Genomic DNA, 23254 nt, shown 5'->3' with positions numbered 1-23254 from the left:
TAGTCCGATTTGTAAATAAATGAGATAGATTGAAATGGAGATTAAGAATGCCTTATAAATTAATAGCACTAGATATGGATGGTACTTTATTTAACGAAAAGAAAGAGATTTCAGTTCGAAATAGAGCGGCAATTAAAGAAGCCCGCGAGAATGGTAAAAATGTAGTAATCGCTACTGGAAGACCACTTGTAGGCATACGAAAAGTACTTGATGACCTTGAACTTAATACACACGATGATTATGTGATAGCTTTCAACGGTGCTTTGGTTCAAAATGCAAAAACAGGTGAAGTAATCTATAAAAGTGTTTTAACGCTAAACGATTATAAGTTTCTATACGAAGTTAGTAAAGATCTAGAAGTACATATTCAAGCCTTGACAGAAACGTATGTCACAACGCCAGTTCTCAACCCTTTTACACAGGTTGAAGCTGATCTCAATGGCATAGAAATTGTGAAAAATGACGTCTATACTTTCTCAGAATCTGAGACAATAGTCAAAGTAATGTTTGTTGATGAAAAAGAAAAACTTGATAAAGTAGTAACGCTTTTATCTGATGAAGTTAAAGCTAAATACACCATCGTTAGAAGTTCTCCTATTTTCCTTGAATTTTTACACCTTGAAGCAAATAAAGGTGTAGGGGTAAATGCAGTAGCGGTGGCTAAAAATATCGGTTCGCATGAAGTCATCTGTGTTGGTGATGCAGGCAATGATATCGCTATGATTAATTATGCTGGTCTTGGCGTTGCTATGGGTAATGCCTATGATGATGTAAAGGGGATAGCTGATCATATTACCGATACCAACGATGAAGATGGTGTTGCTAAAGTTATTGAGCAATTTATGCTTAAAAAAGTGATATAATATAAGCATTAGCGAGATAGCTAAGCAGATATTGGTTAAGTGATTATTATGCTAATAGGAGGTTTAAGATATGATTGATTATAGATTTGATACACAATTATTAATTGAAGGTGAGAACCTCTCTGAGGATCAAATTGTCGCATATATAACAGAAAACATTAAAGGTGATTGTTTATTGGCAGTTGGAGATGAAGAACTGATTAAGATTCACTTTCATACAAATGAGCCATGGCAATTACTTGAATATGCTGCATCAATAGGTGATATTCATGATATTGTAGTTGAAAACATGGTACGTCAAGCGAATAACCAAAAAGGTTAAGGAGACTTTCTATGTCTATTTAGGAATCCTTGGAGAGGTTGTCACAAGAAAAGTGATGGATGCTTAAACTGTTATATTCATCGAGCAGATAGTCGAAAAGGTATAGCGACTGATATGATTTACAAGACGGAAGAATTTGATAAACCAATTGAAAAAGATAGCAAAGGAAATTATAAAATCAAAAGTGGTCAGTTGGTATATCTTTGCTTCAACAGTGATTTTTTAATTGAAGAAGCTGATAATTGGCGAATTGCTGCATGGGAGATTATGAAAGAACGTAATGATTTAAAATTTCTTTTTTTAACGAAGAGAATTGAGCGGTTTATGGTTGGTTTGCCTAAAGATTTTGAGAGCTGGAATGATCACATTATCGTCTGCTGTACAATTGAAAATCAAGAAAAAGCTGATGAAAGACTAAGCATTTTTAAAACATTACCAATCAAGCATAAACTTATAACAATTCAACCGATGCTCGAAAAAATTGATATAACACCATATTTGGATGAAAATATAGAATGCGTCATTGTCGGTGGTGAATCAGGCAAAGATGTCAGACCACTTGACTATAATTGGGTATTAGATATTAGACAACAATGCATAGATAAAAATATCAGTTTTGAGTTTAGGGAATTGGGATCAAATTTCATTAAAGATAACCAACACTTTAATATAAAACGACAAGATTTGTGTAAGCAGGCTAAAAAAGCCGATATAGATTATCAACACATTACTTGATCATATGAGCAAAATAAGGAATTGTATAGCCTATTGTTAACCTGTGCTAATTTTAGGGTTGACAATAGGCTTTTGAGTTTTTATACTGTTAAAGTAATGACAAATTATTTTACAGGAGAATTTTATGAAATTGACGACTCGAGATTTAACGATGATTCCATTATTTACAGCTTTGATGTTTGTGGGTGCAAAAGTCAGTATACCTTTTTCAGCAGTTCCTATTACTTTCCAACTTTTCTTCAGTGTGTTTGCAGGGCTTTTACTGGGTGCGAGAAATGGATTAATCTCACAACTCTTATATATAGGCATGGGACTAATAGGAATTCCTGTTTTTACTTATGGTGGTGGATTTCAGTATATATTTAATCCAACTTTTGGCTATTTGATAGGTTTTGCAGGTTGTGCACTTATAGTTGGAACTTTAGCTGAAAGAACCAAAGTTGTTAATTTCACTAAATTGTTAGGATTTGCGACGTTAGGTCTTGTCTTTACTTATGCTTTCGGGAATGTTTATTTTTATATGATAAAGAACATCTATGTCGGAACACCTATGGCACTTTCTGCGATATTTAAAATGATGATTCCTTATATGATTAAAGATTATGTTTTACTGATCATCGCTGCGTATGTATCTGCTTTGCTAATCCCTAGATTAAAAAAAGCAGGCATCTATAAAGTAAAGGAAATGGCGTAGTATGAGCAGTTCCAAAATGACCATCCAAACAATTATCGGTGAAGTTTTACAGGGGCGCGACATCAGCATGGATGAGGGCCTTAACCTTGCTAAGCTTGCAGAAGAATCTTCAGAAAACTATGAATTGATTTGTGAAGGCGCAAATCAAATTCGAGAAAAATATGTTGGAAATCATGTTGACCTTTGTACTATTTTAAGTGCAAAATCAGGTAAGTGTAGCGAGAACTGTAAATATTGTGCTCAGTCTGTTCATCACGATACCAAATGCGACGAGTATGACCTACAGAGCTATGAAGCAATTCTACTAAGAGCCAAAGAGGTAGAAGCATCTGGCGCACATAGGTTTTCTTTGGTAACAAGTGGACGTTCAATTGAATCAGAAGGGATCATAGAGCCTTTGGTTGATATCTATAGAAGACTAAAAGAAGATACTTCACTTCAGTTGTGTGCTTCTCATGGCATGGCAACAGAGGAGGAACTAAAGAAGTTAAAGGAAGCAGGCGTTAGTATGTATCATCATAATGTTGAGACAACTGCGAGACGCTATGAACTAGTTTGTGATAGTCATTCATTTGAAGATAGATTAAATACTATTAAAAATGCTAGAGAGGTTGGTCTTGGCGTGTGTTCTGGCGGTATCATAGGCATGGGAGAAACGATGGCAGATCGACTTGAAATGGCTTTTGAGCTTCAGGCACTTGGCATCAAGTCGGTACCCGTTAACGTTCTTATGCCAATTGTAGGCACGCCAATGGAAAACTACCCGGTTTTGGAACCTGAAGAAATCATCTTAAGTATGGCACTATATCGCATCATTCTAAAAGATGTAAGCTTGAGATACGCCGGTGGTAGAATGGCTTTAAAGCATCTGCAACAAAAAGGGTTTAAATCAGGCGTCAATGCGGCATTAGTGGGAAATTTTTTAACAACCCTAGGCAGTAATGTAGAAGAAGATAAAAAGATGATTCATCAAGCAGGTTTATCTTGGGAGTTGAATTCATAAAGATATAAAAATCCAACCTTTTATTGTTAAGGTTGGATTTTGTTTTTTGTTATCGCTTTTATATAATCAAAGAATGATATAATAAAGTTAATTGTTTTACTAGAGCGCTGAAGGAGGGAGTAAAGTGAATATACAACAAGCCATTAATTTGAGAGAATCTGGGAAAGTAGATGAAGCTTTGCTGATAATTATGGAGCTTATACGTCAACATCCACACCGTGGTGATCTCAATTATCAAGCAGCGTGGTGTAATGATTTATTGGGAAATGAACACGAAGCAATTCCTTTTTATCTGAGGGCTATTGAATCGGGTTTAGTTGATGATGACTTAAAAGGAGCCTATCTTGGACTTGGAAGTACTTACCGTGCCATTGGAAAGTATGAAGAAGCAAGAAGAACTTTTGAAATTGCAATTGATCTATTTCCCAAAAATAATGAGTTCTATGTGTTTAAAGCCATGACACTTTACAATTTAGAAGAATATGGTGATGCATTTAAAATTTTACTTAGAACAATCGCAGACTTTCCAGGTGATGAAAACTTAGAAAAGTATAAAAGGGCAATATATTTCTACAGTGATAAATTAGAAGAAACTTGGTGAAAAGCCTAACTAAAAAGTGAAATATATGCTTTCATATAATCGGGTAGATCATCAGGTTTTCTACTTGAAACGAGATTGCCATCAACTACGACTGCTTTATCTTCCCAGATGGCCCCTGCGTTGACCATGTCGTCCTTGATGCCAAGTGTACTTGTGACTTTTTTACCTGTTAATATACCAGCTGAGATAGTCACCATGCCAGCATGACAAATTTGACCGATTGGCTTATGCGCATCGTTTATTGAACGCACCAGTTGCTTTACACTATCATATCTTCTTATACGATCAGGCGCCCATCCACCTGGGATCAATAATCCCGCATAATCATCGGCATTTATTTCATCCCAGCTAAGATTGGATGTATATGGAACACCGTATTTTCCGTGAAATGATTCGTTCGCATGTTCACTGGCAAGGTCTACTGTAAATCCTTCTTCTTTCATACGATATATTGGATACCAAAGTTCAAGATCTTCTGCAAGATCATGAATTAAAACTAAAATTTTCTTTTCCATAATTTTCTCGCTTTCTGTAGAGTAATAAAATTAACATCCTGTAAAACTTAGTAACAAGCCTTTCATTTTAACTATACCCGTTTGCACAGGGTTAACACAAAGACACTAAACAAGAATTGATTCGATAAAGGAGTAGATATGATTAAATGGGGAATATATGGGGCTGGAACAATCGCGGATAAATACGCTCACGATTTTTCAGTTGTTAAAGGTGGTCAGATTATTGCGGTATATGCAAGAGATGGAATTAAAGTTAAAAGCTTTTGTGAAAACCATAAGATAGATAAGGCGTATAGTGATGAAAATGAGTTTTTTAATGACCCTGAAATAGATGTTGTATATGTTGCAACACCTCATACTTTACATGCAAAAGTAGCAATGAAAGCGTTAAATGCTGGCAAGCACGTAGTCTGTGAAAAACCCTTTGCTATGAACTTTAAGGAGGCAAAGGAAGTTATAGAGCTGGCTCAGCGTAAAGAACTATTTGTGATGGAAGCGCTTTGGACACTTTTTTTACCAACCATACAAGAAGTAAAAAGAAAGATTACTACTGGGACAATTGGAAATTTACAAAAAATCAAATGCAGTTTTGGTTTTAAAAATGAAGGACCAAGTGAGGGACGATTGTTAAATCCTAGCTTAGGAGGTGGCGCACTGCTAGATATAGGTATATATACAGTGATGATTACCAATTATCTTATGGGTGTCAATTATAAAGAGATGCATACAGATGCACTTTATACTGATACGGGAGTGGATGGTACAGTAAATATAAGGCTGTTATATAATCAACATGTTGAAGTAGAACTTAATGCGTCAATTCTAGAAAATCTCGACAATAATTTGCTACTAATAGGAGACGCAGGTACTATTGAAGTTCCTCAATTTTGGGAAGCAAATCACGCCCTAATTATTAAAGAAGTTGAAACACATAAGATAGAGCATATAGTGACAGGTTTTTGGGGGTATCACTACGAAATAGAACATATTTGTCAAATGATTACAGAAGGTAAAATAGAATCCGATATTGCATCTCATAAGTTTACTTTAGAGTTAATGCAAGAATTAGATAAAATAAGAGATCAAATTGGACTTAAGTATAAAGCGGATAACATAATATGAGGTAAAAATAATCAAATCTTTACACATGCCAAACGAATTCTTTATGTTGACATCACAATGCGAATGTATAATGCACTTATTAAGACTATAAAATACTTAAGGAGTGTCTAAGTGATGAAAAGAAGATCTAAGTTTAAGTCGATTTTAGGTTTGGTACTTGTTATTTCACTATTTTTTTCAAATGGGACAGGGTACGCGGTAACACTTGATCAAGTCAAAAGTAATTTTGCTAAAAATGTAATTATTATGATCCCTGACGGTATGAGTCATGATGGCGTAACATTATCAAGATGGGTTTACAACGATGGAAAAGCATTAAATATGGATGCTTTAGCAAGTGGTTTGGTAACTACCAACAACTCAGATACAGCTATTGCGGATTCTGCACCTGCAGGAACGGCTATGGCAACTGGGTATAAAACTCAAGATAAACTTGTAGGTGTAAAGCCAGCTAAGACAACACTTGAAGGTGCGCGTGAAGTTACTGAAGGTGATGCTTTTGCGCCAGCTGCTTCTATACTTGAAGCTGCAAAACTAGCAGGTAAATCAGTGGGTATTATTGCAACATCAGAAATTCAACATGCAACTCCAGCAGATTTTTCATCACATGTTATACATCGAAATATGTATACTACAATTGGTGAACAACAAGTCTATCAGAACATGGATGTTGTTTTAGGTGGAGGTAGAGACTACTTACTCCCTGATACAAAAAATTCAACAGAGCCCCTTAACAAGATGAGGATTGACCATGAGAATATGCAAGATGCCATAAAATCTATGGGATATAATTTTGTCACTACGCGAGCAGAAATGTTAAATACTCAAAGTGGAAAGCTTTGGGGTGCATTTTCACCAAAAGCTATGAATAAAGATATGATAAAATCCGATGAGGAACCATCACTTGCTGAGATGACTGACAAGGCAATAGAGTTGCTGTCTCAAAATGATGAAGGCTTTTTTCTCATGGTAGAGGGGTCTCAAGTTGATTGGGCAGCTCATGGCAATCAAACGGTTGGTCTTATCTCAGAAATTAAAGCTTTTGATGAAGCGGTAGGAGTTGCTTTAGATTTTGCTAAAAGTAATGCTGATACTTTGATTATTATAGCAAGTGATCACGGAAATGGTGGTATATCAATAGGAGATGCAAGTACATCTGGCAATTATTCAACGTTGCCTATTGCATATTTCACAGATACACTAAAAAAAGCTAAAGTTACTGAAGAGGCAGCTGCAGCAATGATTGATACTGAAAGAAGCAATATCGTAGAAGTAATGAAGCAACTTGGTATATTGGATTTGAGTGCTGAGGAAGTTGAGACAATTAAACTTTCAAAAGGTATTGATGAAAATGGAAAAGCTTATGATAAAACATTGGTTGAAATTTCGAAAGTTGTTAGTACACATGCGCATATCGGCTGGACAACCGGTGGACATACTGGTGAAGATGTAGTCTTATATGTTTACGCGAATTCTTTTGAAAATCAACTTTCAGGAACCGTTCAAAATAGTGATATCGCTTTGTATGCGGCCAAAGCTATGGGGCTTGACCTTGACAAAGCAACTGATGAACTGTTTGTCCCTCAAAAGGACTTAAGCAAATTTGGGTTTGATGTGACAATTGATGCTTCGGATATTACAAATCCAAAACTTGTTCTTCTCAAAGCGGATCAGAAATATCTTTTTGAAGAAAACAAGAATTTCTTTATATCAGATGGGGTAAAATCAACTTTCAATGGAATAACGGTTTTCAACGGAACACAATTTTTTATACCTCAAGCTGCAATTGATATGATCAGCCCTCAAGTAGCATCAACTTATACAATACAAGCAGGTGATGTTTTATGGAAAATTGCTGCCGATCAACATACTACTATGGAGATTCTCATAGAATTGAACAATCTTAGTAATCCTAACTTCTTAAAAGTAGGTCAAGTTATTAATTTGCCGAAGTAAGAGAGAATATATTTGATAATTAAATGTTAATTTTTGTTAATACAAAGTTGTGATAGACCAGTTTACACTGGTCTATCTTTTTGTCTAAATGACAGTATGTTGACAACTTTATAACAGAATGATATTCTAGCAATAGTTTGGCTTAGGAGGCAATATGAAACGTCATTACGCATTTATTATTTCTATTGTTAGTATATTTGGAATTTTGTTTTTAGGCATATTTATCAGAGGTGTAAAAGCAGAATCTTTAATTGAAAATAAAAGACTTTACACTTTTCCTAAATTTACTTTTGAAAGTTTTATGAAAAATACTTTTCAAAATGATCTTGAAGAGGCGTTATCAGATCAAATGGTACTTGGCGAAACTTTTAAAGCTAAATATTTGGAACTCAAAAAGCAAAGCCTAGGCTTAATGGTTTGGTCCATTAAAGATAGAGACGATGAATTTGTTGCTGAAGAAACAAGCCAAGTTGATACCACTGCAGAGCCGGGTTATACAACCGAAGAAACGACTAATATTCTCGTGGGTACAGTTGAGACAACTGAGCCAACAATAGCTAGTGAAGAAACTACAGTAGAGCCTCAAATATCTTTTGTGCCACATGTTGAGAAAATTGATAGCTATACAAAAGACTATATGTCAAAACTAAAATGGACATCAATAGATGATACGCACTTTAAGGTGGCACTTAATCCGAAAGGCAGTGGTTTAGTAGAGGCTGTTGGAGAAAACCACTTGATTTTTACGAAAATAGGACTAAGTGCTGCGAAAGCAGGCTTTGAAAATAAGGCAGCAAGTGTCAATAAATTAGCTGAGAACTATCCTGAGATTCAGTTTAATAACTTTTATATTGAAACAGATGTCGATGTTGATTTTGTTGGTGGAACGATTACACATGATTTGTCTAATTACTTAGGTGAGCAATTTAATGATAATGTGAGATTTGCGTCTTTAAATATCAATTCAGTTGAAGAGTATATCAATGGTTTTTATAAAACTGACCATCACTGGGATACGGAGAGACAACTTATCGGATATCAATCACTGATCAAGTTCTTAAAGGGGCCAGATGAGCCATTGGTTGATTTTGATCTATACTTAACCAATTTAGCATACAATGGTTATAAATCAAGATTACTCAATGAGTTTTCTACAACTGATGTTTTCAAATTTATTGTGCCTAAAGTTTCTCGCTCAGAGGTATATATCAATGGATCGAAGTCAACTTATGGCAATAAATATGGTTTTATTAAAGGAAATTTCACCCAAGAAACTGCTGCTAACTACTACGGTGATTGTAACGGTGCGGATTATGCACTTGTTGAATATCACTATAATCAGCCTTCTAAACCAAATGCATTAATTTTTATTGATTCTTTTTCAAATCCTTTGAAGGAAGTTATTGCATCTCATTATAATAACACTTATTATGTAGATTTTCGTTATTATGAAACTGCCTATGGTAAACCCTTTGATTTCAGTGAATTTATCAAGGATAAAGACATTAGTGTAGCTGTTAATTTGGGATATTATTACTTTTTCGCTGGAGATACATTCATTATAAATGACTAAGAGGTGACTATGGTTTTTTCTAGTTTAGTTTTTCTATTTTTATTCTTACCAATTGTCATCGGAATCTATTATCTTATTCCTACGAGGACATATAAAAATTTATGGTTGTTTGTCACATCGCTTTTTTTCTATGCATGGGGCGAACCCATCTATATAAGTATCATGATTGTATCGATATTCAACGATTTTTTCTGTGCTCAATTAGTAGAGAAAGAGCGTAACAAGGGCAATACAGGAAGAGCTAGGTTCTTTTTTATTCTATCATTGAGTATCAATTTGGGGTTATTGTTCTTCTTTAAATATGCTGGATTTTTGATAGAGAATATAAATGCGCTGTTCCACTTAAGCTTATCTGCACATAAATTGGCATTACCAATTGGTATAAGCTTTTATACATTTCAAACAATGTCCTATAGCATAGATGTATATATGGGGCATGTAAAAGTACAAAAGAACTTCTTAACGATGGCAGCTTATGTTACGATGTTTCCTCAGTTAATTGCAGGTCCTATTGTAAGGTATATTACTGTTGAAGAAGAGTTGACACATAGAACAGAATCTTTAGAGATGGCAAGTTATGGATTGAGACGTTTCATTATTGGACTGGGGAAGAAAGTGATCATAGCCAATCAGATGGGGATGATTGCAGATACCATCTACAATAGTGCTTATGGAACGCCAGGTACAATTATGCTTTGGCTTGCTGCAATTGCTTATACTTTTCAAATTTACTTTGATTTCTCAGGCTATAGTGATATGGCCATTGGACTTGGCCGAATATTTGGATTTCATTTCCTTGAGAATTTCAATTATCCATACATCTCAACTTCAATTACAGATTTTTGGAGAAGATGGCATATTTCTTTAAGTACATGGTTCAAGGATTATGTTTATATTCCGTTAGGTGGTAACCGAAAATGGATTTATAGAAACATCTTAATTGTATGGATGCTCACGGGACTATGGCACGGAGCTAGTTGGAATTATGTGTTTTGGGGATTATACTATGGGGTCTTATTGATTGCAGAGAAACTTCTTCTTCACAAGGTTTTAAATAAGGTTCCTAAAGTGCTTAGACATATTTATACACTGTTAATAGTAGTTGTAGGATGGGTAATCTTTAGGCTAGAAGATGCAAGTCAACTTTTTGATGCGCTTAAAGGCATGTTCAGATATACGGGAACATCGAGAAGTGATTTACTTTTTATCTATCAAGATATGCTGTATGCAATCCCGTTCTTAATTTTGGCTGTATTTGCTTCAACGCCTTTAACTCAGAGATTTATGGCGAAAATTGAAGCACAAGATAATCCTGTGTTTAAAGTTCTGCTTGATATAAGTATCATTGGTATATTAATGGTATCAATTGTTTTTCTCGTAGGAGAAAAATTTAATCCATTTATATACTTTAGATTTTAATGAATATTTTATTTCAATTGAAAAAGAGTCATTTTAACCTTGGGGTTAAATGACTCTTTTTTTTATAAAAGCTATAACTTGATTATTATATTTTTTATGCGAATTTACCTTTCCTTAACCATACTCCAAGTCCAACAATAGCTATTCCTAACCAATATAGCCAATCAAGAGAACTTTGTCCTGTTTGAGGTAAAGCAGGGCCAAGAGGTACCTCTTCAATTTCTATATCAATGATAAATTCTTCTTCGTTGCCCTCTGGGTCAACTAAGATCACTTCAAATTGATCTTTTCCGATGTATCCTGGGTTAGGCGTATAGATCCATTTTCCATTTTTATCAATTTCAACTTTCCCGTTTGAAGGAGGATTCGAAACTGTTGGTTTTGAACCTTCAGGAACTATAATTTCGCCTTCTTTCGGAATGTTTTCGGGTGTTTTTTCAATCACTTTTTCGGTAGTAGGTTCAGTCGTGATTTCTATGGTAACTTCTGTTGTAGATTCAGAAGTAGGCTCAGTAGTTGCCTCAGTAGTCGGTTCCGCTGTCGGTGGTTCATAATTAGGAAGAACTTCATTTTCGAATACAAGTGCATAGGTCGTTCTAAGTGTTAAATCTTCATTCAAGTCGCCATCGCTAATCACAAGCGTCTTAATCTCATTTGATTTACGATAGCCATTTGGTGCTGTTTTCTCTGAAATGTCATAAGTACCATAGGGTACTTGTAATTCTGCTATTCCTAGCTGATTGGTGGTGATAGTTTGCACTAAAACGCCAGATTTTTTGATTTCAAATACAGCGCCTGCTAAAACGTTTGTTGTTGAGTTCTTTTGAAGTTTTTTGATCTGAATTGTTCGAAGTGCGTCGTTTGTTATGGTTAAGTCTTTATCAGTAGTACTATTAATAACCACATCATCTGAACTGCTAACGATTTGGTATCCAGTAGGTGCCTCAACTTCTTTTAGCGTATAAGTTGCATATTTTAATTTTTCAACGTGTATTTCGCCATTTGAATCAGTGGTTAAAGTACCAATAAGCGTGGCACCCTTATAAAACTCAAATTTTGCACCTGGTAATGCAACGCCAGATTCATCTACTTTCTTTAGTGTGAAACTGCCAAGTTGTCCCACGGCCCATCCGTTTGACTCCATGATGTTATGCGTTATGGTAACCGTTTTTGTACGCGTCCCTTGAACGATATATTGTCCATTGACAGTCGCTGTATTTGAAAAGGAAGTGGACACAATATTATCAGTTACAATTGAAGTTTGATAGCCAATAACCATGGTGTCAACAATTGGACTAATTGCACTTATTTCAAAACGTTGAGGGTCGGAAGACAAATTTCTTGGCGCTACTTCGACATTAAAATAATCAGCAAAAGTCAATGGATTACCATTTTGAGTTAATGTAAAACTATTCTCTACAAGTTCAAGTCCTTCATTTAACTGATCACTTATAATTAAATTTGAGATAGTTGATTTTCCTTGATTGATAGTGAGTGTCCAGTTTACAAATTCACCTGATCTTGCACCCGTTTTGTCTACAAAAGTGAGACCAGTAGTATGTGTGACGTTTGCAGTATAGTTTTCACCTTTATTCGTCATAGCAGTATTGGTATAGTTTGTACTTGAAATTCCCACCATATCGGTTTTATAAACGATTCTATAGGGTTCTGATACGTTGCCTGTAAAATCAATTGTAAATGAGTTTGCATTTAAATCTTCAGTAATTATGATTCCCTCAGTAATCAAATCGCTTGGCGAAAGTTCAGTTATGCCAAGTGATTTCAAATTGCCTGAGCTATCAACAGTATCTTTATAAATTTTGATAGAACTTGGAACAAGTTTTTCACCGCTACCATCTGCATCAATATTGATTTGGTCAGTAACTTTAAGTCCATTTAAATCTTTTGATAAATAATTGAGATTGATATTCCAAGTAATTTGTTTCGTAGCTAAATCAAGTGAGCCACTTTTATTACCATTGTATTTATGAAGCGGATTAATAGTAGGGACTGTTGTAACAACCGGTAGTGTACTATTAACATCCCAATTAAACTCTGCTGAATTGGCATAATTTAAGTTCCCGTTTGTAGATAGAGTTGCTTCGTCGATTGAAGTTTTATACAAAACAGTATAGACGGCTTGGTTGACGATGTGATTGACAGCACCATCGTGAAATTTAATTGTAAAACCTTTTATAACACCACCAGTAATGGTTTTGGTAATGGTATAGTCAACATCTTTCGTGAGAGGCGTCGCTCCTCTTTTGATAACGAGGGCATCAAACTCTGAATCTGTCATCTTTAATCCAGCTGAAAAAGTATCTATGATTTCTAGATCTTGGATGGCTTCTTTAGTAGGTGAAACGGTTATTTTCCAGTCAAAAGTTTTTGTATTGTAATCGAAAGCCTTTCCATCATTATCTATATCAGTATTGGATTTTGTAAAGGTGTTTTTAATGGTTTGATTAACAGAACCCGTATAGGAAACACCAGCACCAATATCAATCATGCCTGTATTTGAAAAGCTTGTTTTGTCAAAGTCAGCTTGATTGATTGTAGCAGTGTATTTGATGACATAAGGTGTCGTAATTGGTGCGTCAAAAACAATTTCATATGCTCTAGTCGGGTTACCTGCATCGAAGCTTTTGGTAAATCCGGCTACAATTTCAGCACCTTCAGTTAAAGTGCCGTTATCATCTATTGTTACGGGGTACACGTGTAAATCATTTAAGTCTATGGGTAAGGTTTGTCTTGCATCTAACGTATCAGTAATCGTTGTTGCGCCAGTATCTATATTTGCAAGATTGACATATAAATTCCAATTGATATATTTTGCATTATCATAACTTACTGAAGCGTTGCCAGTTTTATAGATTAACTTGCCAACTTTTGTACTTAGCGTGCTATTTTTATTGGTTTCACTTTCAGTGCCGTTCTGTGTTTGGTATAATTTTGCACTATTTGCAAAACTGAGATCAAAATACTTGTTTGTATTGCCTGAAGTCAGACCTTTGATATACTCGGGATCAATGTTTGTATTGATCTGAATTTCTCTTTTTACTGAAAGATCGCCAAAATCGACACTGAGTGTGCGAGTGCCGCCATCATAGTTTACGGTATATGCTATTGTAACATCAACGTTATTTTCATCAAGAATCACTACATCAGTATCTTTGTCAAATAATAAGTTGGGTGGTAAAATATCTTCTACACGAACTGCTTTAAGTGGATAACCAGCTTCATTTACAGTGATTTTCCAGTTTAGCTGTGATGGGTTAAATTTTGAAGCATTATCTCCAAGTTCAGATTTAGTAAGGATATTTCCACCTGTTATGGTGGTACTTGCAGACGATGAAGTACCATTTAAGTTTGCAGTGTTGTTATAAGTAAAACTTGTTTGTGCAAAATCAATTTTATCTGGATCAACAGTTGCATCATATATGATGCGATAGGCATTTGGTATGGGATCTCCTGCTACCGGATATATTGTAAATGAAAGTGCATGAGGTGAGACATCGTTACTTGGTACATAACTTACCGCGTAAAGGGAGCTATCAATCGCGGGACCTGAAACGGTATAAGAGCCATCGCTATTTGTTGCCAATGGATAAATCGCAAGAGAACTTGGAACATATAGAAGTCTTGAGTCTAAACTATCGATTACGATGATATCATCGGCATCTGAAAGGTTCATATTAGCATCTACAGTCCAACGGGTTAAAGCAGAATTTACTGCTTGACCACTTTTTAAGATAGAAGGGGTACTCGCATCAGGCGTTATTTTAATTGAATAGGATTTTGTAATTGTATCAGTGACTGGAACTAATAGAGAATAGGGTTCATCAATTGAAATATTTTCAAAGTTAAAGCTTAAATTAAAGCTCGCTCCTCCAGTAACGTTTGATGCAATTATGCCAGGTGTAAAAGTGAAAATCAAATTGCGATTTGTGACTTGATAGGTACCATAGCTTACATTGTTGTCATCATTCATTAGGCCAGATGCTTCAGCATCAATTGGAAAGACGTCTGGTAACACTAGTGTTAAAGTATTGGAACCATCTGTAATTGTAGTTGCATCATCAATCTCCCAATGGTATGTGAAGTTGATGAGATCACCGTTTGAAAAGGGTCCGATTATACTTGGAGCTTCTAGCAAGGGGGTGCCATTGTAAGAAAACTCAGCTGCAGTAATTCTAAAACCAGGGTCAGAATCTGCATAAGTATTGGTGACGAGGGTTGTTGGGAAAATTCCAACAGATAAAAAGACAAATAGAAGAATTAAGCTTATTATTTTATCTTTGTTCCTAATTTTAGAATGCTTTTTCATTTTTACCTCACTTTATTATTTAAAATTACAATTGTTTTTTTATAACAAATGGAATGATTGCATATTATATTGAAATTAATTATGCAATCACTACAAATAGTCATTTTCCATTATATCATTCTATTTTCAATATAACTATAAATTTAACATTACAATTTGTTTAAAGATGTTATTTAGATCAGAAAAAAATTTGAAAAATAGTATTGACTGCACTTATGAATTAGTGTACTATGTAATTAATACACAGATACACTGTTGCTGAAACTCAAACAGGAGGTGACTTATGGATTTTACTAATGACACACCGATTTATATTCAGATCATGGATAAGATTAAATCAGATATTATCACTGGAAAACTAAAAAAGGGAGATAAACTAATGTCTACAAGAGAATTAGCGGTAGCTTTAAAAGTAAATCCCAACACAGTACAGCGTGTTTTTAAAGAACTAGAAAGCGAAGAAATATGCTTTACTAAAAGGGGAATGGGAACTTTTGTAACGGAAGATGATCAGACTTTAGCACTTTTGAAAACACAAATAGCAAAAGAGAAAATTGCACAATTTGTTGAAGGTATGAAATCGTTAAATATGGGGTTTGAAGAAATCATCAATAAATTAAAAGCTTATGAGGAGGGGAAACTATGAATTATCTAATAAACTGTATTAATCTTCAAAAAAATTACATGTCAAAAAAAGCATTAATAGATATTAATTTAAAGTTTCAAGAGGGAAAAATATATGGACTTTTAGGTCCTAATGGAAGTGGCAAAACGACATTGATGAAAATTTTTGCTGACTTGCATAAACAGACTTCTGGTGAGTTAGTAATATGTGATGAGAAGCCATCGCATAAAACAAGAGCTTACGTTGCGTATATGCCTACTGAGAATTTTATTTATGGTTGGATGAAGGTTAAAGAATCACTGGGGTTCTATGCTGATATGTATGCGGATTTTGACAAAGAAAAAGCGATTGAACTTTTAAAGTTCATGGAAATAGATATGAACCAAAAGGTATCGAGCTTATCTACAGGGCAACGCGCTAGATTAAAAATCACACTCACAATCTCACGAAAAGCGAAGATATACATGTTAGATGAACCTTTAAATGGACTTGATCCTATCTCTAGATCAAAGATTAAGGAATGTATAATTGATCAATTTGATGCAGAGGGTGTCATGATTATTTCTACACATCTTGTTAATGAAATTGAGCAAATCTTAGACGAAGTTGTATTTTTAGACCATGGAGAAGTTATACTAGCCGGTGAAACAGAAAAGATGAGATTGGAAAAGGGAAAATCCCTTGAAGAGATTTACAAGGAGGTATATGGACATGCTTAAGCTTATTAAATTTGAATTTTTAAGAAAGAGAATGACTTTCTTAGTTGCTATAGCAGTTACTGCTTTAGCTCAAATATATGCTTTATATCAATATTTTAAAATTGATGAGAGTGTAAGAACTGTAATAAATGGTGATATTTTCGGAATATTTGTAGGTGTAGTAGCACTTGGATTTGGATTGTTATACTTGATTGATGTGATTCTACTATATAGGAACGATTTGTTTAAACAAGAAGGTTATATGCTTTTTATGACCCCACATAATGGCTACAAATTATTAGGAGCAAAACTATTATTTGCATTACTTGAAGGCGTTTGTATAGCAGCCACATATCTCTTAATTATTTTCTTAAATGCCAAAATAATGCACATGGGTCCAATTAACTTTAGCCTCTCTGATATCAAGCCGAATGAATGGCAAGTTATTATTAAAGTGCTTAGTATCAGTATTTTAGGTATATTGGAGTTTGCGCTTACTGTTTATCTTTCATTTGCACTTTTCAAGAGCTTGTTTAATAATACTCGATTTAAAGGTCTCATTACATTTGGTATTTTTATTGTGATTAACATCCTTAAAACTAAGTTAGTTGAAGTGATTGGGAGCTTATTAGGAAAGACTTTTGAAACAGTAAACATTTCATCTGCTAACATGATGCTTGAAAGTGTTAATGCAGCGCTGAATTATGGTATCGTAGCGACGCTAGTTTCAGCAGTACTATTATTTGCAGCAACTGGATATTTACTAGAAAATCGAATTAATTTGTAAATATATAAATATTTATGGGTATATGTGACTTAGAAACTTTGTGGAGGCGCATATGTCAGAGATTAACAACCAAATAAAAAGCTTAGTTTTAGAAATCGAGGACGTGTTATTTAGCGACTATGCTCAGGCAAGGCGTAAAGCAGAACATCTCCTCGATTTGTCTAATGAAGCAAATGATGTGTTTGGAATATATAAAGCGAATAATTTGCTTGGAATATTGTGTTCAGATGAAGGCAGAATTGATGAGGCATTAAATTATTATACAATTGCTATGACATATACATCAATAAACGAATTGAGAAAAGAAAAACCTGTTGTACTTAACAATATTGGTACTGCTTTGATTATCAAACAAAACTATTTTGAAGCCATTGAAAATTTGTCAAACGCTTTAAACCTTATTTACGAATACGACGAACGAAAAGATATGATTTTTACTCTTAATTTAAATATTGCAGATGCATATCTGCATATCAATCAACCTGAGGAAGCTATAAAAGTTATCGAGCGTGCAATGCCTTTTTATGATGCTGAAGAAAAAGAAGAAGGCGCCGTGATGCTTGCAACGTTTGCGTATGCATATATTTTACTTAAGGATTACAATAGAGCTTTTGAATATATCTTATTATGTGAAGAAGCGGCACAAAATATGCAATATGTTGTGATACAGATTCTTGTTGATTATTATAAAGCTAAGTATTTTGAAATGACAGATGCGCATGATGATGCGATGTACTTTTATGAAAAAGTGATAAAAAACCAACTAGATGGTAATACCTTTTATTATTACAACCAAATATCTTTGGATTTTATAGCATTTTTAAAACGCAATCAACATATGGATAAAGCTAAGAGATATATTGAGCAGTCAATAAAAATCGCAACTGAAAAAAGTTGGCATTGGATAATTCAGTATTATTACAAAGCATTATCTGAAATTTATGCTGTTGAGAATGATTGGAAAAATGCGATGACTTCTGTAAATACCTATTTTGAACTTGAACAAGCTTATAAACACAAAAGCAATTTACTAAACCTTAATTATTTTAAAATTCAAGAAAAAGTACTTATGATGAATGTTAAGAATAGAAGCCTTAATGATTCAATCCATAGACTTAAGCAAGTTAACAACATCCTAAAATTGATTAATGCCACTAGTGATTTAAATGCTTTGATTGAAATTTTATATAATTCATTAAAAGTGCTATTTAATATCGATACATTTGCGCTTGGGATTTATGACGATCATCAGCAATTCATTCATTATATTGCTAAATATGAAAATGGTGTATCTGTTGGTGAATCAATGATCAGTTATCAAAACGAGAAATCATTTAGTGTTTTTGTCATGAAATCTGAAAAACCATTTATAATTAATGATATATCGGATTTTAGCGGACTTCAGGAAAAATACCCTAATGTTAAGCTCGTTGTAGAGGATATTATAAATTATGGTAACCATTCTCAATCAATCGTTATTTGGCCTCTCATCACAGAATCTCGATCGATTGGACTTATTAACTGTCAATCTTTGACTAAAAACTTGTTTACAGATTTTGATCTAGAGTTAATTGAGATGTTAGCAGCCCACCTTGCAGTCGCCCTAGAAAACTATCAACAAAAGTCTGAGCTTAATGAAGCTATTATCCGATTAAATCGGTTATCATTTTTGGATAGTTTGACTAATGTCTATAATAGACAAGCTTTTAATGAATATCTACCGCAGTTTTATCAAAAGGCAATAGATGAGGAGCAAAATTTAATCTTTGCAATGGTAGATTTGGATAATTTTAAGAGCCTCAACGACCAATATGGTCATCAAGAAGGTGATCAATGTTTGATCACATTTGCAGATTTACTTAAGCGAACAATTGGAAACCTTGGTCATATATACAGGTATGGGGGCGATGAGTTTAGTTTGTTATTTGTTGGGCTTGAAAGAGAGGTAGTTTTAAAATTACTAGAAGAAATTATGATTTTGTCAAGACAGTTTTATTCGGTAGGCGATGTCCTTAAAGTAACTGCATCTATGGGAGTGGTTTCTGTGGAAAATGGGAACTGTAAAAATCTACCACTCAATGCTTTTGTAAATTATGCAGACAATGCACTTTATATCGCTAAAAACGAGGGAAAAAATACTTTTAAGTTTGTAGATTACTCAGAATGATTTACGAAAAAGTTACTTGAATTTGATGAAGATTCCTTTATAATGATATGAGACATAAAGAAGAACGTATGGAGGAATCAATGTTTAGAGTAAAAACATCAGGGGTATGTGCAAGTGAAATACATTTTGAGATAGAGGAAGGCTTGATAAAGCGTGTAGAGTTTATCGGTGGTTGCCCAGGCAATGCTATCGGGTTAAGTAATATGGTAGCAGGTCAGCCAATCAAAGACGTAATAACGAAGCTAAAGGATGTAAAGTGCGGTGGTAAAAATACATCTTGTCCATCACAATTAGCACAGGCATTAGAAGCGCACCTATAATAAAATGAGCTATTTAAGTAAATTTGAGATTCCTTATGATCGCCGAGTAGATCGGCAAAGAGGAAATGCAAAATCACTTAAATAGCTCTTATTTATTTGTTTTTCTTTTTATCAAAAAATGAGATAAAAATTGCAAGTACGAGTAAGCCAATTGAGAGGTAGTATAGTTCTGTTTTACTCTCTATTGGACAGACACCAGGCGGCAAATTACTTCTAACGATGTAAGTGCTGATTAAAGTATATAAACTGATTCCGATAGCGATTATAAAAATTAAGTCGGATAGTTTCTTATATAGACTGGCATTTTTAAAATAAAGACCAAGGGTTTTATTGTATAATTGATTCATATTCTCATTTACCTCCATAAACCTATCATAGCACTTTTTTTAAAAATACGCTATACTTTCATTAGATTGTAAAGGAGGCAGCCAAATGGAGTTAAGTTTTATTAAGTGGGTACAAAGTTTTCACACCGAATTTTTAGATCAAATCTTCATCCTGATTACCATGTTGGGTGAAGAGTATTTTTATATACTGGTATTGGGCTATATGTATTGGTGTTCCAACAAAGAAATCACACGTTATCTAGTCTTGAGTTTAACTTTTTCGAGTGTACTAAATGGCGCTATGAAGGAAATCGTCAATTCACAAAGACCCTATCTAGTTGCTGATATTCGTGCTTTAAGGGTCGAAACGGCACTAGGGACTTCTTTTCCAAGTGGTCATACACAAACGGTTGTTTCCTTTTACTTTGCACTCGCTATGAGGGTAAAAAAGGCTTGGGCATGGATTTTAGGGAGTACACTTGTAGTGTTGGTGGGATTATCACGAATTTATCTAGGTGTACATTGGCCAAGAGATGTTGTTGGTGCAATAATTTTAGGTGTTTTGTCAGTTCTTATGATGATGTTTTTATATCGAAAAGAGAGAGAGAAAGGTATTCTATGGCCGTATTATCTCTTGATTATGGGGATTGTGTTTAGTTTCTTTTTTTTACAGTCCGAGACTTATGTAAAAGGCTGTGCTGCGTTTATGGGATTTATGTTGGGTACTATGATAGAAATGAAGTACATTCGCTTTAAAACGCAAAATAGAGCGCTTTTACAGTTATTAAAATTTGTCTCTGGGATGGGCCTGACACTTATAGTTTTTCTTGGATTAAAAGTAGTACTGCCTGATACCACGCCATTTATCGGTTTTAGATATTTCTTTACAGTCTTTTCTGTAGCAGCCATTATACCTTGGTTTTTTGTGAAGATCGGATTTAGCCAAACGGATAAGGCGATTGAAAGATAGTCTTAAATAATGAATTAAAAATTTAGATTGAAAGTAGTGGGACAATGGATATCAAGAATGTAATCGATAGAATAAATGCTTCAACGGAAAAGAAAAATGCTTATAATTTACTTTTAAATCAGGTTTATGCTGAAATTCCTTCTGGTAGTTGTGTAGGTTGTGCCAAGTGTTGTTCTGAATCAGTGAATGTATCTCTTGTGGAACTAGCTAATATATTCGAAAATGGCATTTCTAAGCTTTTACCAAAACAAAGAGAGGAACTTTATAAAAGGATTATTTCATTTTATTTATCTGAATGGGTAAAACCAAATGCTTGTCCTTTTTTAGATAATGAAAAAAGGTGCACCATTTACGAGGTAAGACCATTGCCTTGTCGTATTTTTGGTGCACCCTCTGAAGATGCTTATGAGTCAAATTATATGAAAATTAGAAAACAAAACTTAACCTTTGCTAAGTCACTTTATACTTTTGAAGGGATAAAACTTTCACCTAAAGTACTGATGAAAAAAATTGACTTCTGTGAAAACTTCATTCCTGAATATAGACTTGAAAGTGACGCTGTAGAAGGGCTATATAGTCAATTGATCAACCTTGATGGCAAGCTTTATTTTGATGGAATAATTGATGAACCTATCATCAATGGTGATTTGGTAAGTTGGGTACTGGATTATATAATTGATGATGCAAATGAAATAAATAATAGCTTAACAAACGCTTCAATTATATCAAAAGAAATGCTTTATCAACTTAAACTTGATTATTCAAAACATCATAGCGTTAAATAAATCATTATAGCTAGTTATTAGCTTCCATTTCACGTGATTTTTCTGCTGCAGCATGCATTGCTCTTATGATACTTGATCTAAAACCATCTTCTTCTAATACAGCGATGGCTTTTATTGTATTGCCACCAGGAGAAGTTACTTGATCTTTAAGTACGCCAGGATGAAGACCGCTATCTAAAACCATCTGTGCTGCTCCTAAGAGGCTTTGTGCTGCCATAATATAAGCCTTGTCACGGGGCATGCCTTCTAATACTGCTGCATCTGCCATAGCTTCTATCATCACAAAGGCATATGCGGGCGATGAACCATGAACTGCAATTGCTGCATGCATGAGACTTTCATCAATCCAAGCTGTTTTGCCAATGGCTTCAAAAATTTGAGCTACAAGTGTACGTGAAGTTTCATTTGGGTTGAGTGTCGTACAAATAGAGGTCATTCCCATATTAACTGATGCAGGTGTGTTTGGCATCGCGCGATAAACCCTTTGTTCTGGCATTGCATGATTTAGTTTTTTAAGTGTGATTCCAGATGCGATAGAGATAACTATTTGTTCAGTTTTTAAAACGGATTTTATTTCATCAATGATTTTAAAAACCAGATAAGGTTTAACAGCAAGCACAATTATATCGCTATTTTTTACGATGAATTCGTTGGATTGACTTGAATTGATAGCAAACTGATTTTTTAATCTATCCACTGATCTTTCACTTAAAGCACTTGCAAAAATATTACTTGGGCTATAAATTTCTTGTTGAATCAGCCCTTTTATAATTGCACTTGCCATATTACCGCCACCTATAAAACCAATTGTTTGCGCCATATTTCCCCCTTTAGATGTAATGTTTTTAAATGTAAATTTACTGATTACATTGTAACATAAAATTGAATTGAAATAATGGTTAGAATACTATAATATAGATAAGAATGAGATTAATATTATGAAGATAACAGGAAAGGACTACCATGACTTTAAAGGAAATGTTAAAAACAACTACTATTGATTCGGTTCTAGATGAATTGCTGATTTCATATCCAGAATGTATTGCTGATAAGCACCACTATAAGAGTGTGCTAGAATTTATTGATCAAACACCAACTACAATTATTGATGATTTTATCATCATGGTTACTTTGATTGATCCTTCTGAAGAAGAAGCTTATGAAGAAGACATTGATGAAGAAGCATATCTAAGTATCGCAGGTTATTCTGAAAAAGAAAACCTTCACTTTGCTCTAGGGTTTTCCAGATGGGAAGAATGGGCAAATGCTAAATTGATAATCCAAGAAGATTTGGAAATTAAGAAAGAGGAACTACTTGCAATGTGTCTTTATGAGATGACTTTTTATGGGTTCAATCAAGATGAAATCGCAAATGAACTTAAAGATCTTGAAAAAGGAATAATGATGCATTAGAAATAAGTTGTAAGTAAAAACGCCTGTCTCAGT

At 34.3% G+C, this 23254-nt stretch carries 21 protein-coding genes and 1 pseudogene; 18 read left to right on the top strand and 4 right to left on the bottom strand.

The window, feature by feature from the left end:
* Window positions 1–47 precede the first annotated feature (47 nt).
* From yidA to QE109_RS01355, 6 genes and pseudogenes are all read left to right on the top strand, one after another.
* A complete protein-coding gene (yidA, locus tag QE109_RS01380; RefSeq protein WP_281092572.1) occupies window positions 48–863 on the top strand; it encodes a sugar-phosphatase in 816 nt (271 codons plus the stop codon).
* 70 nt (window positions 864–933) lie between these two features.
* Window positions 934–1185, top strand: a complete 252-nt coding sequence (locus tag QE109_RS01375) for a kinase to dihydroxyacetone kinase (protein WP_281092571.1) — start codon at window positions 934–936, stop codon at window positions 1183–1185.
* 36 nt (window positions 1186–1221) lie between these two features.
* Window positions 1222–1920, top strand: a pseudogene (locus QE109_RS01370) (DUF5131 family protein); the annotation flags it as partial.
* 124 nt (window positions 1921–2044) lie between these two features.
* On the top strand, window positions 2045–2614 hold the full coding sequence (locus tag QE109_RS01365) for a biotin transporter BioY (protein WP_281092570.1): 570 nt from the start codon (window positions 2045–2047) through the stop codon (window positions 2612–2614).
* 1 nt (window position 2615) lies between these two features.
* Entirely contained in the window at window positions 2616–3617 is a 1002-nt protein-coding gene (gene bioB / locus QE109_RS01360; protein WP_281092569.1) for a biotin synthase BioB, read from the top strand.
* 124 nt (window positions 3618–3741) lie between these two features.
* Entirely contained in the window at window positions 3742–4218 is a 477-nt protein-coding gene (locus QE109_RS01355; RefSeq protein ID WP_281092568.1) for a tetratricopeptide repeat protein, read from the top strand.
* 5 nt (window positions 4219–4223) lie between these two features.
* On the opposite strand, the gene QE109_RS01350 is transcribed toward QE109_RS01355, so the two are convergent.
* A complete protein-coding gene (locus QE109_RS01350; RefSeq protein ID WP_281092567.1) occupies window positions 4224–4733 on the bottom strand; it encodes a type 1 glutamine amidotransferase domain-containing protein in 510 nt (169 codons plus the stop codon).
* 138 nt (window positions 4734–4871) lie between these two features.
* On the opposite strand from QE109_RS01350, the gene QE109_RS01345 reads away from it, so the two are divergent.
* From QE109_RS01345 to QE109_RS01330, 4 genes are all read left to right on the top strand, one after another.
* Window positions 4872–5855, top strand: coding sequence for a Gfo/Idh/MocA family protein (locus tag QE109_RS01345; RefSeq protein ID WP_281092566.1), 984 nt, complete (start codon window positions 4872–4874; stop codon window positions 5853–5855).
* A gap of 114 nt (window positions 5856–5969) precedes the next feature.
* Window positions 5970–7811, top strand: coding sequence for an alkaline phosphatase (locus QE109_RS01340; protein ID WP_281092978.1), 1842 nt, complete (start codon window positions 5970–5972; stop codon window positions 7809–7811).
* A gap of 154 nt (window positions 7812–7965) precedes the next feature.
* Window positions 7966–9384 carry a hypothetical protein gene (locus tag QE109_RS01335; RefSeq protein WP_281092565.1) on the top strand — a complete coding sequence of 473 codons (1419 nt, stop codon included), beginning with the start codon at window positions 7966–7968 and terminating at the stop codon, window positions 9382–9384.
* Window positions 9385–9393: 9 nt separating this feature from the next.
* Window positions 9394–10803: an MBOAT family O-acyltransferase gene (locus QE109_RS01330; RefSeq protein WP_281092564.1), complete on the top strand. Its 1410-nt coding sequence runs from the start codon at window positions 9394–9396 to the stop codon at window positions 10801–10803.
* Window positions 10804–10897: 94 nt separating this feature from the next.
* On the opposite strand, the gene QE109_RS01325 is transcribed toward QE109_RS01330, so the two are convergent.
* The gene (locus tag QE109_RS01325; protein ID WP_281092563.1) at window positions 10898–15130 is read right to left on the bottom strand and encodes a collagen binding domain-containing protein; all 4233 of its coding nucleotides are present in this window, start codon (window positions 15128–15130) and stop codon (window positions 10898–10900) included.
* A gap of 283 nt (window positions 15131–15413) precedes the next feature.
* Here QE109_RS01325 and QE109_RS01320 point away from each other — a divergent pair, with 283 nt between their 5' ends.
* The 5 genes from QE109_RS01320 to QE109_RS01300 all read left to right on the top strand — a co-directional run bounded on the left by QE109_RS01320 (window position 15414) and on the right by QE109_RS01300 (window position 19727).
* Window positions 15414–15776, top strand: coding sequence for a GntR family transcriptional regulator (locus QE109_RS01320; protein WP_281092562.1), 363 nt, complete (start codon window positions 15414–15416; stop codon window positions 15774–15776).
* Window positions 15773–16474 carry an ABC transporter ATP-binding protein gene (locus QE109_RS01315; protein WP_281092561.1) on the top strand — a complete coding sequence of 234 codons (702 nt, stop codon included), beginning with the start codon at window positions 15773–15775 and terminating at the stop codon, window positions 16472–16474. The genes QE109_RS01320 and QE109_RS01315 overlap by 4 nt, the downstream gene beginning before the upstream one ends.
* The gene (locus QE109_RS01310; RefSeq protein ID WP_281092560.1) at window positions 16467–17240 is read left to right on the top strand and encodes a hypothetical protein; all 774 of its coding nucleotides are present in this window, start codon (window positions 16467–16469) and stop codon (window positions 17238–17240) included. Before QE109_RS01315 ends, QE109_RS01310 begins: the two co-directional genes overlap by 8 nt.
* Before the next feature lie 52 nt (window positions 17241–17292).
* Entirely contained in the window at window positions 17293–19407 is a 2115-nt protein-coding gene (locus QE109_RS01305; RefSeq protein WP_281092559.1) for a sensor domain-containing diguanylate cyclase, read from the top strand.
* Window positions 19408–19487: 80 nt separating this feature from the next.
* Complete coding sequence (locus tag QE109_RS01300; protein WP_281092558.1) at window positions 19488–19727, top strand: TIGR03905 family TSCPD domain-containing protein; 240 nt, start codon at window positions 19488–19490, stop codon at window positions 19725–19727.
* A gap of 92 nt (window positions 19728–19819) precedes the next feature.
* Here QE109_RS01300 and QE109_RS01295 read toward each other — a convergent pair whose 3' ends face one another.
* Window positions 19820–20074: a hypothetical protein gene (locus tag QE109_RS01295; RefSeq protein WP_281092557.1), complete on the bottom strand. Its 255-nt coding sequence runs from the start codon at window positions 20072–20074 to the stop codon at window positions 19820–19822.
* An 85-nt stretch (window positions 20075–20159) separates the two neighbouring features.
* Between QE109_RS01295 and QE109_RS01290 the strand changes: the two genes are divergently transcribed.
* Complete coding sequence (locus QE109_RS01290; protein WP_281092556.1) at window positions 20160–21023, top strand: phosphatase PAP2 family protein; 864 nt, start codon at window positions 20160–20162, stop codon at window positions 21021–21023.
* A gap of 44 nt (window positions 21024–21067) precedes the next feature.
* Window positions 21068–21808: a YkgJ family cysteine cluster protein gene (locus QE109_RS01285; protein WP_281092555.1), complete on the top strand. Its 741-nt coding sequence runs from the start codon at window positions 21068–21070 to the stop codon at window positions 21806–21808.
* Between the two features lie 10 nt (window positions 21809–21818).
* On the opposite strand, the gene proC is transcribed toward QE109_RS01285, so the two are convergent.
* A complete protein-coding gene (proC, locus tag QE109_RS01280) occupies window positions 21819–22628 on the bottom strand; it encodes a pyrroline-5-carboxylate reductase (RefSeq protein WP_281092554.1) in 810 nt (269 codons plus the stop codon).
* A 158-nt stretch (window positions 22629–22786) separates the two neighbouring features.
* Between proC and QE109_RS01275 the strand changes: the two genes are divergently transcribed.
* Window positions 22787–23221: a DUF6557 family protein gene (locus QE109_RS01275; protein WP_281092553.1), complete on the top strand. Its 435-nt coding sequence runs from the start codon at window positions 22787–22789 to the stop codon at window positions 23219–23221.
* Window positions 23222–23254 lie beyond the last annotated feature (33 nt).

Source organism: Fusibacter bizertensis (assembly GCF_029914245.1).
GTDB classification, from domain to species: domain Bacteria; phylum Bacillota; class Clostridia; order Peptostreptococcales; family Acidaminobacteraceae; genus Fusibacter_C; species Fusibacter_C bizertensis.
The sequence above is the reverse complement of the archived record's forward strand: the minus strand, read 5'-3'. Positions and strand labels throughout refer to the sequence as shown.

What these genes read in the sequence shown, in the direction of transcription:
- yidA (WP_281092572.1), top strand. Translation starts at nt 48, where the DNA reads ATGCCTTATAAATTAATAGCACTAGATATGGATGGTACTTTATTTAAC.
- QE109_RS01375 (WP_281092571.1), top strand. Translation starts at nt 934, where the DNA reads ATGATTGATTATAGATTTGATACACAATTATTAATTGAAGGTGAGAAC.
- QE109_RS01365 (WP_281092570.1), top strand. Translation starts at nt 2,045, where the DNA reads ATGAAATTGACGACTCGAGATTTAACGATGATTCCATTATTTACAGCT.
- bioB (WP_281092569.1), top strand. Translation starts at nt 2,616, where the DNA reads ATGAGCAGTTCCAAAATGACCATCCAAACAATTATCGGTGAAGTTTTA.
- QE109_RS01350 (WP_281092567.1), bottom strand. Translation starts at nt 4,733, where the DNA reads ATGGAAAAGAAAATTTTAGTTTTAATTCATGATCTTGCAGAAGATCTT.
- QE109_RS01345 (WP_281092566.1), top strand. Translation starts at nt 4,872, where the DNA reads ATGATTAAATGGGGAATATATGGGGCTGGAACAATCGCGGATAAATAC.
- QE109_RS01340 (WP_281092978.1), top strand. Translation starts at nt 5,970, where the DNA reads ATGAAAAGAAGATCTAAGTTTAAGTCGATTTTAGGTTTGGTACTTGTT.
- QE109_RS01335 (WP_281092565.1), top strand. Translation starts at nt 7,966, where the DNA reads ATGAAACGTCATTACGCATTTATTATTTCTATTGTTAGTATATTTGGA.
- QE109_RS01330 (WP_281092564.1), top strand. Translation starts at nt 9,394, where the DNA reads ATGGTTTTTTCTAGTTTAGTTTTTCTATTTTTATTCTTACCAATTGTC.
- QE109_RS01325 (WP_281092563.1), bottom strand. Translation starts at nt 15,130, where the DNA reads ATGAAAAAGCATTCTAAAATTAGGAACAAAGATAAAATAATAAGCTTA.
- QE109_RS01320 (WP_281092562.1), top strand. Translation starts at nt 15,414, where the DNA reads ATGGATTTTACTAATGACACACCGATTTATATTCAGATCATGGATAAG.
- QE109_RS01315 (WP_281092561.1), top strand. Translation starts at nt 15,773, where the DNA reads ATGAATTATCTAATAAACTGTATTAATCTTCAAAAAAATTACATGTCA.
- QE109_RS01310 (WP_281092560.1), top strand. Translation starts at nt 16,467, where the DNA reads ATGCTTAAGCTTATTAAATTTGAATTTTTAAGAAAGAGAATGACTTTC.
- QE109_RS01305 (WP_281092559.1), top strand. Translation starts at nt 17,293, where the DNA reads ATGTCAGAGATTAACAACCAAATAAAAAGCTTAGTTTTAGAAATCGAG.
- QE109_RS01300 (WP_281092558.1), top strand. Translation starts at nt 19,488, where the DNA reads ATGTTTAGAGTAAAAACATCAGGGGTATGTGCAAGTGAAATACATTTT.
- QE109_RS01295 (WP_281092557.1), bottom strand. Translation starts at nt 20,074, where the DNA reads ATGAATCAATTATACAATAAAACCCTTGGTCTTTATTTTAAAAATGCC.
- QE109_RS01290 (WP_281092556.1), top strand. Translation starts at nt 20,160, where the DNA reads ATGGAGTTAAGTTTTATTAAGTGGGTACAAAGTTTTCACACCGAATTT.
- QE109_RS01285 (WP_281092555.1), top strand. Translation starts at nt 21,068, where the DNA reads ATGGATATCAAGAATGTAATCGATAGAATAAATGCTTCAACGGAAAAG.
- proC (WP_281092554.1), bottom strand. Translation starts at nt 22,628, where the DNA reads ATGGCGCAAACAATTGGTTTTATAGGTGGCGGTAATATGGCAAGTGCA.
- QE109_RS01275 (WP_281092553.1), top strand. Translation starts at nt 22,787, where the DNA reads ATGTTAAAAACAACTACTATTGATTCGGTTCTAGATGAATTGCTGATT.